This is a genomic window from Amycolatopsis silviterrae (assembly GCF_042684085.1).
Classification (GTDB): Bacteria; Actinomycetota; Actinomycetes; order Mycobacteriales; family Pseudonocardiaceae; genus Amycolatopsis; species Amycolatopsis silviterrae.
On sequence record NZ_JBHUKS010000004.1, the window covers coordinates 693,994 to 708,870 of the forward strand.

At 69.2% G+C, this 14,877-nt stretch carries 14 protein-coding genes; 9 read left to right on the forward strand and 5 right to left on the reverse strand.

What is annotated here, in order from left to right:
* Nucleotides 1-35 precede the first annotated feature (35 nt).
* The 7 genes from ACFSVL_RS07020 to ACFSVL_RS07050 all read left to right on the forward strand — a co-directional run bounded on the left by ACFSVL_RS07020 (nt 36) and on the right by ACFSVL_RS07050 (nt 7,919).
* The gene (locus ACFSVL_RS07020) at nt 36-1,997 is read left to right on the forward strand and encodes a KedN5 family methylcobalamin-dependent radical SAM C-methyltransferase (protein WP_378301526.1); all 1,962 of its coding nucleotides are present in this window, start codon (nt 36-38) and stop codon (nt 1,995-1,997) included.
* Entirely contained in the window at nt 1,994-3,019 is a 1,026-nt protein-coding gene (locus ACFSVL_RS07025; protein ID WP_378301528.1) for a polyprenyl synthetase family protein, read from the forward strand. Before ACFSVL_RS07020 ends, ACFSVL_RS07025 begins: the two co-directional genes overlap by 4 nt.
* Nucleotides 3,020-3,040: 21 nt before the next feature.
* On the forward strand, nt 3,041-4,237 hold the full coding sequence (locus ACFSVL_RS07030; RefSeq protein WP_378301530.1) for a cytochrome P450: 1,197 nt from the start codon (nt 3,041-3,043) through the stop codon (nt 4,235-4,237).
* 2 nt (nt 4,238-4,239) lie between these two features.
* Nucleotides 4,240-5,232: a methyltransferase gene (locus ACFSVL_RS07035; protein ID WP_378301532.1), complete on the forward strand. Its 993-nt coding sequence runs from the start codon at nt 4,240-4,242 to the stop codon at nt 5,230-5,232.
* Between the two features lie 245 nt (nt 5,233-5,477).
* Nucleotides 5,478-5,921 carry a DoxX family protein gene (locus ACFSVL_RS07040; protein WP_378301534.1) on the forward strand — a complete coding sequence of 148 codons (444 nt, stop codon included), beginning with the start codon at nt 5,478-5,480 and terminating at the stop codon, nt 5,919-5,921.
* Nucleotides 5,922-5,974: 53 nt separating this feature from the next.
* Nucleotides 5,975-6,850, forward strand: coding sequence for an iron transporter (locus tag ACFSVL_RS07045; protein ID WP_378301535.1), 876 nt, complete (start codon nt 5,975-5,977; stop codon nt 6,848-6,850).
* A gap of 364 nt (nt 6,851-7,214) precedes the next feature.
* Entirely contained in the window at nt 7,215-7,919 is a 705-nt protein-coding gene (locus ACFSVL_RS07050; protein ID WP_378301537.1) for a hypothetical protein, read from the forward strand.
* Between the two features lies 1 nt (nt 7,920).
* Here the strand turns inward: ACFSVL_RS07050 and ACFSVL_RS07055 are convergent, their stop codons facing one another.
* A complete protein-coding gene (locus ACFSVL_RS07055; RefSeq protein ID WP_378301539.1) occupies nt 7,921-9,084 on the reverse strand; it encodes an alpha/beta hydrolase in 1,164 nt (387 codons plus the stop codon).
* Nucleotides 9,085-9,279: 195 nt separating this feature from the next.
* On the opposite strand from ACFSVL_RS07055, the gene ACFSVL_RS07060 reads away from it, so the two are divergent.
* Both ACFSVL_RS07060 and ACFSVL_RS07065 read left to right on the forward strand, forming a co-directional pair.
* Entirely contained in the window at nt 9,280-10,455 is a 1,176-nt protein-coding gene (locus tag ACFSVL_RS07060) for a sensor histidine kinase (protein WP_378301541.1), read from the forward strand.
* A complete protein-coding gene (locus tag ACFSVL_RS07065; RefSeq protein ID WP_378301543.1) occupies nt 10,452-11,117 on the forward strand; it encodes a response regulator in 666 nt (221 codons plus the stop codon). The genes ACFSVL_RS07060 and ACFSVL_RS07065 overlap by 4 nt, the downstream gene beginning before the upstream one ends.
* Here ACFSVL_RS07065 and ACFSVL_RS07070 read toward each other — a convergent pair.
* From ACFSVL_RS07070 to ACFSVL_RS07085, 4 genes are all read right to left on the reverse strand, one after another.
* Nucleotides 11,114-11,581: a hypothetical protein gene (locus ACFSVL_RS07070; protein ID WP_378301545.1), complete on the reverse strand. Its 468-nt coding sequence runs from the start codon at nt 11,579-11,581 to the stop codon at nt 11,114-11,116. The genes ACFSVL_RS07065 and ACFSVL_RS07070 overlap by 4 nt on opposite strands.
* 77 nt (nt 11,582-11,658) lie before the next feature.
* On the reverse strand, nt 11,659-12,498 hold the full coding sequence (locus tag ACFSVL_RS07075; protein WP_378301547.1) for an SDR family oxidoreductase: 840 nt from the start codon (nt 12,496-12,498) through the stop codon (nt 11,659-11,661).
* Nucleotides 12,495-13,427 carry a patatin-like phospholipase family protein gene (locus tag ACFSVL_RS07080; RefSeq protein WP_378301549.1) on the reverse strand — a complete coding sequence of 311 codons (933 nt, stop codon included), beginning with the start codon at nt 13,425-13,427 and terminating at the stop codon, nt 12,495-12,497. The genes ACFSVL_RS07075 and ACFSVL_RS07080 overlap by 4 nt, the downstream gene beginning before the upstream one ends.
* Nucleotides 13,428-13,497: 70 nt before the next feature.
* Entirely contained in the window at nt 13,498-14,808 is a 1,311-nt protein-coding gene (locus tag ACFSVL_RS07085; protein ID WP_378301551.1) for a GGDEF domain-containing protein, read from the reverse strand.
* Nucleotides 14,809-14,877: the final 69 nt, after the last annotated feature.

A 14,877-nucleotide genomic window follows, 5' to 3' on the forward strand; every position in this document is an offset into this window, starting at 1 on the left:
CCGCGAAAACCGTCCACCACGAGGGGAATCAGCAAATGTCGGATCGGCCGCTTCGGGTCTGGCTCGTGCAGCAGGGCATCTGGGCGATGTCACTCGAATCGATGCCACTGGCGTCGGGCTATCTGAAGGCGACCGCGCTGGCGGACGAGCGCGTCGCGGCCGCCATGGAAATCGAGATCCGCAATTTCGACGGCGGAGCCACGCTCTTCGGCATGGCCAACGAACTGTTCGCCGAGGGCGCGCCGGACGTGCTGGCGTTCTCCGTACTCGGCTGGAACTACCGGGAATTCGCCGCGCTGGCCGAGACGTTCAAGCAGCTCAACCCGGACGGCTGGGCGGTCTTCGGCGGCAACCACGTCTCCGGCCAGGCCGAGCGGGTCTTCGGCATGCACCCGTACGTCGACGTAGTGGTCAACGGCGAGGGCGAGTTCACCTTCCGCGACCTGCTGCTGGCCCGCCTCGACCGGGACTCGCCGCGGTCGCTGCACCACGTCGACGGCATCTCGTTCCGCGACGAAAGCGGCGCGGTGACGACCACAAAGGACCGGCCGCGGATCGAGAACCTCGACGAGATCGCCTCCCCGTTCCTCACCGGCGCGATTCCGTTGACCGGCAAGGACGGCCAGTTCCGCTACGACGTCGCGCTGCTGGAGACCAACCGCGGCTGTCCGTACAAATGCTCGTTCTGTTACTGGGGCGGTGCTGTCGGACAGCGGGTCCGCGCGTTCTCCCGCGAGCGGCTGCGCCGGGAGATCGAGATCTTCGCCCAGCACCAGGTGCACACGCTGGTGCTGTGCGACGCGAACTTCGGGATGCTGCCGATCGACCTGGAATTCGTCGAGGACGTCATCGAAATCCGTGCCAGATACGGGTATCCGAAAAGCATCGAGACCTCCTGGGCGAAGAACAAGTCCGCGGTGTTCTACAAAATCGTCAAGGCGATGAAGGACGCGGGCCTGCACAGCTCGTTCACCCTCGCACTGCAGACGCTGGACGAGGACACGCTGGACCTGATGAACCGGCGCAACATGAAGGTCAACGACTGGGAAAGCCTGGCCGCGTGGCTGGGCAAAGAGGGCCTCGACTGTTACGCCGAGCTGATCTGGGGCGCGCCCGGCGAGACGGTCGAGACCTTCATGAAGGGCTACGACCGGCTGGCCGGCCACGTGTCCCGGGTCGCGGTGTACCCGATGCTGATCCTGCCGAACACGACCTACCACGACGAACGGGAACGCTTCGGCCTCGTCACCGTGCGCGGCAATACCGACGACTTCGAGTACCTGCTGTCGCACGACACCATGTCTCCGCGCGACAACCAGTACCTGCACCGGTTCATCTTCGTGTCGCGGCTGGTCGCCGAAAACCCGGTCTTCCGCTACGTCTGGGGCCCGATGCGCACGCTCGGCGGCATCACCCAGTCCCAGCTGATCCGGTCGCTGATGGACTTCTTCGAGAACGATCCGCATCCGGGCACCGAGCCGTTCCGCACCGGCATGGTCAACTCGTTCACCGATTCGGACGTGCTGGCCCCGGTGGTCGCCCTGCTCTACGGCAGCGAGGAGGCCAAGGACATGCTCCGCCGCTGGTGGCGCGAATCCGTGCTGCCGCTGGTGCCGGAGAAGATCCGGTCCATTGTGGACACGGTGTTCGAGTTCGATCTCGTCACCCTGCCCGCCTACACCCTTCCCGGCCGGATCCCCGCACCCCGCCGCCCCGGCGAGGCCCTGCCCAAGGTCGAAATCGACGGCGAGCGCTACTACGTGCGCCACGACATCTGGAGAGGCTTCGACGTGCCCGCGTTCACGCTGGCGCTGCGGCGCGAGGAGCCGTGGGAGCACCTGCTCGCCGACACCGTCCGCACCGTCTATTACAAGGTAGGCGCCGACCGTTTCCTGCCGTCGACCAACCACGAGGAAATCATCTACTACATGGGCAGGCTTGAGACGCAGCTGGCGCGGCCGCGGCGCGAACTCGCCCAGCGGGAAGGACGACGATGACTGGTCAGGTAGCGATGGAGACGGCGGAACGGTTGCCCGGTACCGGCGTCCCCGGCGGGCTGGCCGGGAAGGTCCGCGACCGGCTGGCCGAACGCTGGCGGGAGGAGACGAGCCTGCTCGGCACGATGTGCACGGAGGCGCTCGTGCCGTCCGGCAAGCTGTTCCGGCCGATCCTGCTGCTGGAATCGGCGCTGGCGGTCGGCGGCGACCCCGAGGTCGTGCTGCCCGCGGCGATCGGCGCGGAGTGCGGGCACGTGGCGAGCCTGGTGCACGACGACATCATCGACAAGGACGACCTGCGCCGGGGAAAGCCGTCGGTGCAGCACAAATTCGGGGCGGACAACGCGATCCTCGCCGGGGACGCGCTGATCTTCGACCTGTTCTCCGCGCTGGCCGAATGCCGCCGCACCGGAGCGCGGGCGGACCGGATCGTGGCGGCGCTCGAGGTGGTGTCCCGGTGCGGCATCGACCTGTGCCGAGGCCAGAGCCTTGAGGCGGAGCTGGGCGAGCGGATGGACTTCGACCTCGACGCTTACCTGACCGTGGTGCGGCTGAAGACCGCCACGCTGTTCAAGAGCGCGTGCGAATGCGGTGCGCTGCTGGCCGGAGGGGACGAGCGAATGGTGCGGACGCTGGGCGGCTACGCGGAAAACCTCGGTTGCGCCTTCCAGATCCACGACGACCTGATGTCCTACACACGGGAGACCGACGTGATGGGCAAGCCCGACACCAGCGACATCCGCAACAGCAGGCTGACGCTTCCGGTGATCCTCGCCTACCAGGCCGCGACCCCCGTCGACCGCGCGGCGATCACGGACATCCTGGTCAGCGACGGGGATCCGGCCGTCCGCCGGGACCTGCTCGTGAGCATCATGGACCGCACCGGCGCGCTGACCACCGCGGGCCGCCTGGCCAGGAAGTACTCGGAGAACGCCATCGCCATGGCGAGCGGGCTGCCGGTCACCGCCAGCCGCGCCCGGCTGTGCGGCTACGCGCGGGCGGCCGTCGAACGGGACCGGTGACTCATCCCCATGGGAGACCCCATGAACCAGCCCCTGCCGACCGGTCCGTTCCCCCGGCCGGACCTGCTCGCCCTCGCCCCGGCCGTGCGCGAGATGCAGGACCGGTGCCCGGTGTCGCGGTTCCGGACCATGGTCGGCGACGAGGCGTGGATGGTCACCGGATTCGACGAGGCGAAGCAGCTTTTCACCGACGCCCGGCTGACCCGGTCCCATCCTGATCCGGAGAACGCCCCGAAGCTCACGTACTCCGCGCTGGTCGACGGCTCCGGCTGGGAGTACGAAGACAGTCAGTCCGAATTGGACAATGAGGCCGCGATGCACGCGCTGCTGTCCAAAGCGTTCTCCGCCAAGCGCATGGCCGCGCTGCAGCCGTGGATCGAAGGGCAGGTGGACCGGCTGCTCGCGGCGATGGCCGGACACGGCCCGCCGGCAGACCTGATCGAGTCGCTGGCCGGACCGCTGCCGGCGTTGGTCATCTTCGAATTGCTCGGCGTCCCGCGAGCCGACCACGAGCGCTTCCTGAAGTGGTCACGGCAAAGCGCCGACGCGACGGACGCGCAGACTTCTCGTGCCGCGATGGAAAACCTCTTCGCCGGGATGGGCGACCTGCTGGCGCGCAAGCGAGCCGAACCGGCGGAGGACGTGCTGTCCGACCTCGCTGCCGCCTGCGAGTCCGGTGCACTCACGATGGCCGAGGCGAGCACGACCGCGGGCGGCCTGCTGTTCGCCGGGAACTCGACCACTGGCGACGTCATCCAGTGGGGAGTCCTGCACCTGCTCGCCAATCCGGACCAAGTCGAAGCGCTCCGGCAGGATCCCGCGTTGCTCGCGTCCGCGGTCGAGGAAATCCTCCGCCGCCGGATGACCGGCGGGGACACCTTGGCGCACTACGCGGACTCGGACATCGAAATCGGCGGCGTGACCATCAAAACCGGCGACGCCGTGGTGATCAATTTCGTCGGGGCCAACCACGATCCGCGTGCGTTCCCCTGGCCGGAGCGATTCGACATCGCCCGGAATCCCAATCAGCACCTGGCTTTCGGACACGGCAGGCACCTTTGCGTCGGCCGGAATCTGGCGCGCGGCGAACTGCGGGCGGTGTTCGGCTCGCTCTTCGCGAGGTTCCCGGCGTTGCGCCTCGCGGTGCCGGTGGATCAGTTGCGGCCCAACGACAATCCGATCGTCGGCGGGCTGCGCGAGTTGCCGGTGGAGTGGTGACGATGGCGGAGCAGAACCCGGCCCGGGTGATGGACCTGGTGTTCGGTTTCATCCCGACGCAGATCGTGCGCACCATGGCAACCCTCGACCTGGCCGATCGGCTCGCCGAGGGCCCCGCCTCGCCGCAAGAACTGGCGAAGCTGACCGACTGCCATGAGCCGTCGCTGCGCCGCCTGCTCCGTGGTGCCGCTTTCCTGGGCCTACTCGCCCTGAACGACGACGGCACCTACGAACTCACCCCGGACGGGCATCTGCTTCGCGCGGACGTGCCGGGTTCGGTGAAGCAGCTGGCGGTGTACCTGACCGGGGAACCCACGTGGAGCGCTTGCGGAAGCCTCGCGCACACCGTGCGCACCGGGCAACCCGCAGTGTCGGGTTACGACTGGCTTGCCGAAGACCCCGCCGCGCAGGCCGAGTTCTACGAATCCTGTGCGGGGGTGGCGCGGCAGGACGTGCCGGAGCTGGTCGAGGACCTCGATCTGTCGGGCGTCCGCGACCTCGTCGACCTTGGCGGAGGCACCGGCACGCTCATGGCCGGGCTGCTCGCCGCGAACCCCGGGCTTCGCGGCGTGCTCTTCGATCAGCAGGCAGCCCTCACCCCGGCAGTGCTGGAAGCCGCCGGGGTCGCCGACCGATGCGCGCTGACCGCCGGAGACTTCCGCACCGATCCATTGCCGCCCGGATATGACGCCTACGTGCTCAAGAACGTGCTCTGCGACTGGGGCGACAACGATGTCGTCCGCATCCTCCAGGCGTGCGGCCAGGCGATGCGTCCGGACAGTGTTTTGTTCGTCATCGACCTGGTCCTGGCGGAAAACGGCACGCCCGGCCCGGTGGCGCAGATGAGCGACCTGTGCACGCTCGCCTGCGGTGGCGCGATCCGGACCGAGCGGGAGTTCGGCGACCTCGCCGCCGCGGCAGGCCTGCGGTTGGCGGAGATCAGCGAGCACCGGACCGGAACCGGCACGAGCATCCTTCGCGTGGCCAAAGGTTAACCTTCCGCTTGCCCGGGCCGCGCTTTTCCGTGGCCCGCGCCAGAAAACTTTCACCCTCCACTCCGGACTTCCGTGGCCGGAAGTTCCCGCAGGCCAGCACATCCGAATCGGCCGTCGACTCCGGGCGGACCAAGATCCAGTGCCCGGCTTGTCCGCCTTGACCCACATCACAGCCTCTAGACGATGCCGCATCCCCTCCTTACGGTAGGCGAGCCTTGCCTAACTCCCCTCCCTGAGGAGCAGACATGCCCCTGCGCAGTTCGACCTTCGACAAGGCCTCCCCGGTCGCGATCGGCGTGTTCCGCATCGTCATCGGCCTGCTTTTCGCCTCCCACGGCGCGGCTTCCCTCTTCGGAATCTTCGGCGGCGCGGTCGGCACCCACGGCGGCACTGTCGCGACCGGAGCCTGGCCGTCCTGGTACGCGGCGGTGATCCAGCTCGTCTGCGGGCTGCTGGTCATGGCCGGGGTATTCACCCGCGTCGCGGCGATCCTGGCCTCCGGTTCGATGGCCTACGCCTACTTCGTCGTCCACCAGCCCGACGGGCTCCTCCCGCTGCAGAACCACGGCGAATCCTCGGCGCTGTTCTGCTGGACGTTCCTGCTGCTCGCCTTCACCGGCCCTGGTGCCCTCGCGCTCGGTTCCGTCGTCCGCCGCCCCGGAAGCGCGCCGGTCCCCGCGGCCGGATAGCCGATATTCCACTAAGGACTGTCCTAACCAGATCACCGTCGATCGGAGAACCCATGCACCGCAAGCCTGTCTTCAGCCTGCTCGGAATCGGGAGCGCGGGCCTGTTGCTCGCTGCGTGCGGCGGCGCGCCGGCCCAGTCGCAGGCGGGCTCCGTGCACGTCGAGGCCACCGACGCCGCCTGCACCCTGGCGAGCACCACCGCGGCGGCGGGGCCGATCGCCTTCGAGATCGCCAACAAAGGCGACCAGGTCACCGAGTTCTACCTCTACGGCGCCGACGGCCGGATCATCAGCGAGGTGGAGAACATCGCCCCCGGCACCAGCCGCTCGATGACCGCGCAGGTCACCGAACCCGGCAAGTACACCACCGCCTGCAAACCCGGGATGAAGGGCGACGGCATCCGGGGCGACTTCACCGTCACCGCCGCCGGAGCCGCCGCCGTGGCACCCGCCGTCCCGCAGGGCGTCGCCTCGCAATACACCGTGCTGGAACAGGAAATCAAGGACGCGGGCGGCCAGACCAAGGTCGGCCCGTGGCGGATCGCCTACATCGTCGAAGCCGCCGAACCCTGGTACGCCGCCGACGGCGGGCATCAGCACTTCCGCAAGCCAGCCAATGGCGAAACGCACCACATCGAAATCATCCCGATCGAGGCCGCCACCGGACGGATCGTCCCGGACGTGCCGATTTCCGTCGAGGTCGTCGACAGCACCGGGAAAGTGGCGGACAGCAAGAAGCTGAACTTCTACTACTCGGAGTTCTTCCACTACGCCAACAACTTCTCCATCCCGCAGGCCGGTACCTACACCCTGCGCGCCAAACTGGACTCGCCGACTTTCCTGCGCCACGGCGAGGAAAACGAGCCGCCTACGCTCGCCGAGGGCGCACAGGCCACCTTCGAGCACGTCGAGCTGAAGCCGGAAGGCTGAGTTCCCGACGACCGCGAAGGAGCCGCAGTGGATCGCAAGCGAACATTGGCTTGGGCGGGTGCCACCTCGGCCACCGCACTGTCCGGGGCACTGGCCGTGGGCGCGGTTCTCGGGCTCCTCGACGACGGACCCGCTGCGGCGCGTCAGCCGGTGGCCACGGAGACCAAGACCCGAACTGTCCCGCCACCGGCCGCGCCAAGCGAAACGGGAAAGCCGCCCATCCCCGTATCAGTGGACCGCGGTTTGCCACACGTCGTCAAGGGGACGCCGCCGCCCAGCACCAGTTCGGCGGCGTCCCCCTCGCACAAGAAACACAAGCGCGTCCACCACCGGGGCAACCGGGGCCACGGCAAGGGACATCACCATGGCTGACCAAGCCCCAGCGTCGCCAGCCCGGATCCTGACCGGCGGCGCGATCGCCTCCGCCGCCTTCCTCACGATCGCGGCGCTGGCGCTCATCGCGGCACCAGACCGGGCTCCGTCCCATCCCGTGCTCGCCGGGATCGCGCTGTTCGTCATCGCGCTTTTCCTGGTGGCCCTTTGGCTCACCGCGCGCGACTCGTGGTGGACCGTCGCGGCGGCCAGTCTCGCCGCGAGCGCGTTCCTCGCCGCCTGCGTCTGGAGTTCCGCACACGTGCAGGCACCTCCCGCGCTGCGCACCGCGGCGCTGTTCGCGCACCTGGCTTTTCTCGTCCTCGGCTTCGGCGCGGTGCTGGTCGCCGACTACCACGGCCTGCTGTGGGCGATCCGCCGCTGCACGCTCGCCGAGGTCGTGACCAGCACCGCCCGCCTGCACCTGCCGATCTGGATCGGACTGGCCGGGCTGATCGTCAGCGGCACCCTGCTGCGCCCGGACCTGACGTCCCCGCTCACCCAGCTCAAACTCGGCCTGGTCGCGGTGCTCACCGTCAACGGCGCGCAAGCGAGCCTGCTCGCCGACCGGATGCGCCAGCACCTTCCCGCCGACCTCCCGCCCCGGATACTGGCTTGGGGAGCGGCCACCGCGCTGATCTCGCAGGTCGGCTGGTGGGGTGCCATGGTGATCGGCTTCCTCAACAGCGAGACTTGATTCACCGGCCGCCGGTAAGGAACTCGAGCAGGATTTGGCGGCTGGTCTGCGAAGTGAGGCTGCCGTAGGCGTCGTCGAAAGCGTGTTCCGCGAAAGGAAGTTCCTCCATCGTCGTATCGACTCCGTGTGCGCGCAGGCTGTCGGCGAGCGCGGTCACGCTCTGCGGCGTAGCACTGCGGTCCCGGTCGCCCACGACGAGCAAGGTCCGTTGCAGACCCGCACGGACTTGCGCGGTCGGCGACACCTCGCGGTAGCGCTCCGGGAACTGCTGCGGGGTGCCGCCGGTGAACAGTTCCGCGGCCTCGCGGCTGCCGCCGACGTCGCGTTGCCACATGTCGGTCACGTCGGTGCCCGGGTAGAAGCCGACCACGGACGCCGGGGGCTTCGGGGTCGGGCCGTCGGTCGCGTGGAGGGTGCCGTTCCGCAGCCGGTAGGCCGTGTTCATCGCCAACGTGCCGCCCGCCGACATACCGCCCATCGAGATCCGCGCCGGGTCGAGGCCGTAGTGGCCAGCGTGGGTTTCGACCCAGCGCAGGGCGGCGACCAGGTCTTGCGGAGCCTGTTCCCAGGTCGGCCGATCCGGCCGGGCGAGGCGATAGTCGACGGCGAAGACGGCCACCCCGTGCTCAGCGAGCCAACGGCCGGTACCGCGGAGGTCGCTCTTGTCGAAGACGTGGAAACCGCCAGCATGCGCGAGGATTACCGAAGGCGCGTTGGCCTGTCCCTTGGGGAGGTACACGTCCGCTTGCAACGGCTCGCCGTCGCGGGTCGCGTAAGTCTCGGTCCGGTCTGGCGTGACGTCGGGATAACCTAGTTCGCTGAAGATCTGTCCAAAGGAGACATCAGCATTCGCCTTGCGCGCCGCGGTGAATTGAACGCCGGTGATGACCAACGCCGCGACGGTGGCCAGCGCGGTGATCGCAGTCGTCGTCGCACCCCAGCGCCGGAGGCCTCCGTGCCAGGCCACAATGGACAGTGCAAGGCCGAGAAACGCCAGCAGCGCAAGGTGCACGGGGAATTGACCGCCGAGTACCGGGCCGAGCACCCCGATCTTCGGAATGGCCGGGAAGTAGGCGCCGAGCATGATCGCGCCGGTGAGGAAGGCCAGTACGGAAGCGACCACGGCGAGACTGGCCAGCCCCGTCTTCTTGAGCAATGTGGACATGGGCGGGTTCTCCTGCGGATGAACGGGGGGCTCGTCGGACAGCTCCCACTTTCGCTCCGCCCGGCCCCGCTTGTCGTCACCGTGCGGAACCAGATTTCCGGGTGGCTCTCCAGGGGCAGATCCCCCTGCGGAGCTACGGACAAGCCACGACCTCAGCGGGACGCCGGCCCGGGCCCCGCCTGTTAGCTTCAGGTGGTGCTACGCGCGGTAACGAAAGACCTCCTCACCATGCAGCCACGCCCGCTGCCGCCGCTGTCGTGGCCGCGCGGCCTGCGCTGGCTTCCGCACGTCCTTGTCCTGCTCAGCGCGGTGGCCCTCTCGCTCACCGGTGCCGACCTCGCCGCCAAGGTCCTCGCCATCAGCCACGCGGCGATGCTCCTCGTGGCGCTGCGCTGGCCGGTTCCGGCGTGGTGGCTGTCGCTGGGATTCGTCCTCGGCATCGCACTCGGCCATCCGCCCACCGCCGACAACGAGCTATGGGCTTGGCTGGTACACGCGGAAGCGCTTTTCCTGCTCACCTTGCGAATCCGGCCGGTGCCAGCGGTGGTGGCCACCGGCGTCAGCATGCTGGTGGCGACCGGGTGCCTCGCCGGGTCCTGGCGACTCGTGGTGAGCACAGTCGTGTTCTTCGGGGTCGCGCTGCTGGCCGGATCGCTGGCTCGGATGCGCCGCGAAAGCCGGGACCGGCTCACCGCTCAGATGGCGGCCACGGCGCACGAACGAGCCGAGCGGACGGTCCTGGAGGAGCGGACCCGGATCGCTCGCGAGCTGCACGACGTGGTGGCGCACCACATGTCGGTCATCTCGGTCAAGGCCGAGGCCGCGCCGTACCGCGTCCAAGACCCGCCTCCGGAACTCGTCGCCGAATTCGCCGCGATCCGCGCCAGCGCAGTCGACGGGCTGGCCGAACTCCGGCGGCTGGTCGGCGTGCTGCGGTCCGGCACGGAACCGGCGACCGCACCGCAACCGTCGCTGGACCAGCTCGAAACGCTGGCCGAAAACGTCCGCGCCGCCGGGCTTCCGGTCGTCGCGCGCATCGACGGCACGCCCCGGCCGGTGCCCGCCGGAGTGGAGCTGTCGGCGTACCGCATCGTGCAGGAAGCGCTGAGCAACGCACTCCGGCACGCCCCGGGCGCCGAGACCACGGTGGCCGTCACCTACCAAGAAACGCTGTTGCGACTGCGGATCAGCAACGGCCCCGCCACCTCATCGGCACCCAGCTCGCCGGGCACCGGACACGGCCTGATCGGCATGCGCGAACGCACCGCCATGCTGGGTGGCGATCTCGCCACCGGGCCGACTCCCGAGGGCGGCTACGAGGTCGCCGCGGCCCTGCCCCTTCCAGACTCCACAAAGGACACCCCGTCATGACGATCCGCGTACTCATCGCCGACGACCAGGCCATGATCCGGGAAGCCTTTTCCGTCCTGCTCGGTGCCCAGCCCGGCATCGAGGTCATCGGCACGGTCGAAGACGGTGCGGCCGCGGTCGCCGCCGACCAGGACCTCGCGCCGGACGTGATCGTGATGGACATCCGGATGCCCGTCCTCAACGGCATCGAAGCCACCCGGCGCATCACGCGAAGCGGCTCGGCCAGCAAAATCCTCGTGCTGACCACCTTCGACCTCGACGAATACGTCTACGAGGCACTTCGCGCGGGAGCCAGCGGCTTCCTGCTCAAGGACGCGTCCGGCACGCAGCTCGCCGAAGCCGTCCGCGTCGTCGCCCACGGCGAAGCGCTGCTGTCCCCGGAGATCACCAAACGGCTCATCACCGAATTCGCCCGGCTCAGCCCCGCGCGCCAGCCACCGGCCGAGGTCCGGATCGACGCACTGACCAGCCGGGAAACCGAAGTCCTCGCCCACATCGCGCAAGGACTGTCGAACACCGAGATCGCCGCCGTGCTCGTCGTCGCCGAAGAAACCGTCAAGACCCACGTCGGCCGCATCCTCCGCAAACTGGGGCTGCGCGACCGCACCCAAGCCGCGGTTTTCGCCTACGAAACCGGGCTCGCCACGCCGGGGTCGAGCTAGCCCCGCTTCGCCATCGCCCATGGCCTCCGGAAGACGACGAGAGTGCCGAGCAAGACCAGGCTGAGCAGGGCCGCGCCGCCATCGGTGATCAGCGACGGCAGGAGCCCGGCCGGCCCGTAAAGGGAAGCCGAGGCATCGAACACCGCCGGCGGGATCACCACGACGCCAGCGGCCTGGGTGACGTTCACCGCCAAGACAACCCAGAACGTCCACGCCTTTCCCCGCAACGCGAGCAGGCCGACCGCGTTGCCGGCGAGGTAGACGCACCCGACCACGCGAAGCCCGGTCAGAAACCCCGGCGCCCCGGCCGGGTCGGCACCCGCCAGCCGCAGCGCGCGGTCAAGCATCTCCAGGTCGATGATGAGAAAGTTCTGCAGAATCGTGCCGGCCGTGAAGACCAGCGAACAGACCACAGTGGCGATTTGCAGCGGCCGAGTCCACGCGGTCGCCGGTGCTTGAGACATGAGACCAGCCTGGTCCCGTTCGCGCCGCGGAACATCCGGGCAGACCACCCAGATCGCGATCCGGGAATCCCCTGAGGTCAGGCCCGCCGGGTTTCCTGTGCCTCGAGATTCGTCCGGTACGCCGAGCGTTCCGGACGGTCCGCGTGCAGCGCGCGGTCGTCACGGACCAGACGGCGGATGCGCTTGAGGACCGGTTCCGGAGTGATGCCCGCGGCGGTGGCGAGCAGGCCGACGTAGCCGGGGACGGCGATCTCGGCGCGGCGGGTGCGCACCGAATCGACGACCGCCTTGGCGACGTCTTCCGGCTGCACCTTCGGGATCGGCCGCATGTCCAGTCCCGAGGCGAGCGCGGTGTCGACGGCCGACGGGAGCACGGCGCTGATGCTGATCCCCGCGTCCGCGAACTCCAGGCGCGTCGCGGCGGTCAGGCCGACGACGGCGAACTTGGTGGCGTTGTAGACGGCGAGACCTTTGACGGGGAACTTGCCCGCGAGCGAAGCGACGTTGACGACGTGGCCGGAACCGCGTTCGACCATGCCGGGCAGCACCTCCTTCATCCCGTTGAGGACCCCGCCGAGATTGACGTCGATCTGCAGCCGGTCAGTAGCGTCGGCGAGTTCGAGGAAGCCGCCGTTCGGCATGAGACCGGCGTTGTTCACCAGCACCTGCAACGGTCCGTGCGCTTTCTCGGCCGCCGCGACGAAGGCGGTGAACGAATCGCGGTCGGCGACATCGAGGTGGTGTGCGGTGCCGCCGATCATCTCGGCGGTCTCCTCAGCGGCTGGCAGGTTGAGGTCGCCGATCGCGACCCGCGCTCCCTTGCGCGCGAACAATTCGGCGACGGCGCGGCCGATTCCGGCACCCCCGCCGGTGATCGCGACGGACGCGCCGGCGAGGTCGATCCTGGGGTAGCTCATGAGGTCGCTCCTTGCTCGATGGCGGCGCGCACCCGCGCCGGGGTCAGGGTCCGGCAGGCGCGAAGCACGTCCGGACGGCGGCGCAGGTCCATGAAGTTGGGACCCATGACGTCCAGTTCGGCCTGCCCAGGCTCGATCCGGAGCACCCGGATGCCGGCGGCGCGAAGCTGCTTGACCTCGGCGTCGACGCGCCGCGTCATCGCGTGCCGGGCCAGCCGCTCGATCCGGGCGAAACCGCGGCCGCGCGCGCCGCCCGAGGTGGACATCGGCGGAATGAGCACGACCTCCTCGACGCCAGCTGGGAGGACAAGGTCAGCCGACGTCGGCGAGACAGTGCCGCCATCGACGTACCTGCGCCCGCCGATGGCGACCGGCGGGAACCACCCGGGAATGGCCCAGGATGCGGCGATCGCGGTACCGAGCTGAGTCCGGTGCGAATTCCCGAACGCGACCCGCTCCCCAGTGCGGATATCGGCCCCGACAAGCCAGGTCCGCGGATGGTCCACCCAGCCGTCGGCGTTGGCCAGCGCGGTACCGAGATCGCGCAGCCAGCCGGCGTCGCCGCGCCCTCTCGGCAGCACCCCGGCCAGTCCGGCCAGCAGGTCGGCCCGGCCGCGCAACGCGGCGACGGTCAAGCCGAGACCTGGCAATGCGGGCGCGGGCCACGGCGGCAGCATGCCCGGGTGCTGGGCGAGGTGGTGCGCGACGCGCTCGTCGGCAGGCTCGCCGAGCAGCGCGGCCATGACCTCGCCGACTCCGATGCCGGAGCCGAGAAACGCGGCCATCTCCGCGCCCGCCGACGTGCCGACCAGGACGTCGGCCTCGCGAGCGTCCCAGCCCAGCTCGGCCTCGACCGCGGCGAGGGCCGCCGTCGTCCAGGCGAAGCCGAGCGTGCCGCCACACCCGAGCACCAGTGCGCGTTTGGTCATCGACCACCTCTACGGAATCGCGTGTCAGTGTCGGAACGGTATGTCATTTCAGGTGCCGGGGCAAGGCCGGTCAGCCGAGGTCGGCGATGCTGACGACCTTGTTGCGGCCGGTGTTCTTCGCGCGATAGAGGGCCTGGTCGGCCGCGTGGACCAGGCTGTCGATGCCGGAGCCGGAGTCTGGATAGGTCGCGATGCCGATCGACGCGGAGAGCCCGTCGATCGTCTTCCGGCCGCTGGCGGCGGGCACCTCCACGGCGAGCCGAGCGACGGCTACGCGGACGCGTTCAGCGGCGACGCGGACCTCTGCCGGGCGAGCGTCGGGCACCAGCACCACGAACTCTTCGCCGCCGAAACGGCCGACCGAGCCGTAATCGCGTACGGCACCGGTGATCGCGGTGGCGACGGCGCGCAAGACCGCGTCGCCGCTGAGGTGCCCGTGCTGGTCGTTGATCCGCTTGAAGCGGTCGAGATCCACCATCAGCACGCCGAAGCTGGCGTCGGCGGTTCGCTCTGCCCGGTCGAGTTCGCGGGTGGCGAGGGCGTGCCAGCCGGTGGTGTTGAACAGGCCGGTCTTCTCGTCGGTGGTAGCGGCGATTTCCAGCTGCTTCACCAGCACCGCGCGGTGGATGACCAGCAACGGCGGAAGGACGCACAGGGCCAGCTCGACCATGGTGGTCACGGCGAGCGCGGTCAGGATGCCGAGGCAGAGCGTCGCGACCTCGAGCAGGTTGTCGCCCCATCCGCCGAACAAAGTGCGGAGTGACCGGTCCGGCGCACTGAGGCCGGGGATCGTGATCAGGGCGGCGATGACGAAGTAGGTGACGGTCGCGAGGGCGAGACTGCCGGACCCAGCCCACCCGGAGTGCAGGGCCGCGTCGAGGCGCGGGGCCGCAGTCTGGGAGAGGACGGCCGCCGTCGCCTGGCAGGTCACGACCACCAGCGCCGCGTTGAACACCACGCGGAACGGCGCGCCGCGACGGAGGCGATAAGGGCGGCGCAGGGCCAAATACAAGTAGAGGATCGCGACGAGTCCGGTGACCAGGACCGAGGGCAGCACGAGCACCCCGGCGAAGCTCCACACCGACGTCAGGTTGATGTGCGGGGTGCCAGCCATGAGCCGGAGCCGTTCGACCTCGCGGCCCAGTTCGGCTTGCAGCAGGCCGAATCCGCCCAGGATGCCGAAGACCAGGAGATCCCAGCCGCCGACGTGCGCGGTACCGGCGGCGATCGCGGTCGTGACCACGGCGGCGGTCTCGATCAGGAGGCAGTAGGCGATCAGGCCGGGGCGCTGGGTCCACAGATTCCACTGTTTCCACTGCGCCGGCGATATCGCGGTACGGAAAGAACGCGTGGTTCTGTCTGCGATATCGGTGTCAGCCATGCTCGATTCGATGCCCCCATGCCCGCCCACCCTGCCTGACCAGCGTGTCCCCCGACGGACCATCAACAG

Excerpts from the sequence above, each read along its gene's own strand:
- ACFSVL_RS07085 (WP_378301551.1), bottom strand. The coding sequence starts at position 14,808 with ATGGCTGACACCGATATCGCAGACAGAACCACGCGTTCTTTCCGTACC.
- ACFSVL_RS07055 (WP_378301539.1), bottom strand. The coding sequence starts at position 9,084 with ATGTCCACATTGCTCAAGAAGACGGGGCTGGCCAGTCTCGCCGTGGTC.
- ACFSVL_RS07075 (WP_378301547.1), bottom strand. The coding sequence starts at position 12,498 with ATGAGCTACCCCAGGATCGACCTCGCCGGCGCGTCCGTCGCGATCACC.
- ACFSVL_RS07035 (WP_378301532.1), top strand. The coding sequence starts at position 4,240 with ATGGCGGAGCAGAACCCGGCCCGGGTGATGGACCTGGTGTTCGGTTTC.
- ACFSVL_RS07025 (WP_378301528.1), top strand. The coding sequence starts at position 1,994 with ATGACTGGTCAGGTAGCGATGGAGACGGCGGAACGGTTGCCCGGTACC.
- ACFSVL_RS07040 (WP_378301534.1), top strand. The coding sequence starts at position 5,478 with ATGCCCCTGCGCAGTTCGACCTTCGACAAGGCCTCCCCGGTCGCGATC.
- ACFSVL_RS07070 (WP_378301545.1), bottom strand. The coding sequence starts at position 11,581 with ATGTCTCAAGCACCGGCGACCGCGTGGACTCGGCCGCTGCAAATCGCC.
- ACFSVL_RS07045 (WP_378301535.1), top strand. The coding sequence starts at position 5,975 with ATGCACCGCAAGCCTGTCTTCAGCCTGCTCGGAATCGGGAGCGCGGGC.
- ACFSVL_RS07065 (WP_378301543.1), top strand. The coding sequence starts at position 10,452 with ATGACGATCCGCGTACTCATCGCCGACGACCAGGCCATGATCCGGGAA.
- ACFSVL_RS07020 (WP_378301526.1), top strand. The coding sequence starts at position 36 with ATGTCGGATCGGCCGCTTCGGGTCTGGCTCGTGCAGCAGGGCATCTGG.
- ACFSVL_RS07030 (WP_378301530.1), top strand. The coding sequence starts at position 3,041 with ATGAACCAGCCCCTGCCGACCGGTCCGTTCCCCCGGCCGGACCTGCTC.
- ACFSVL_RS07050 (WP_378301537.1), top strand. The coding sequence starts at position 7,215 with ATGGCTGACCAAGCCCCAGCGTCGCCAGCCCGGATCCTGACCGGCGGC.
- ACFSVL_RS07080 (WP_378301549.1), bottom strand. The coding sequence starts at position 13,427 with ATGACCAAACGCGCACTGGTGCTCGGGTGTGGCGGCACGCTCGGCTTC.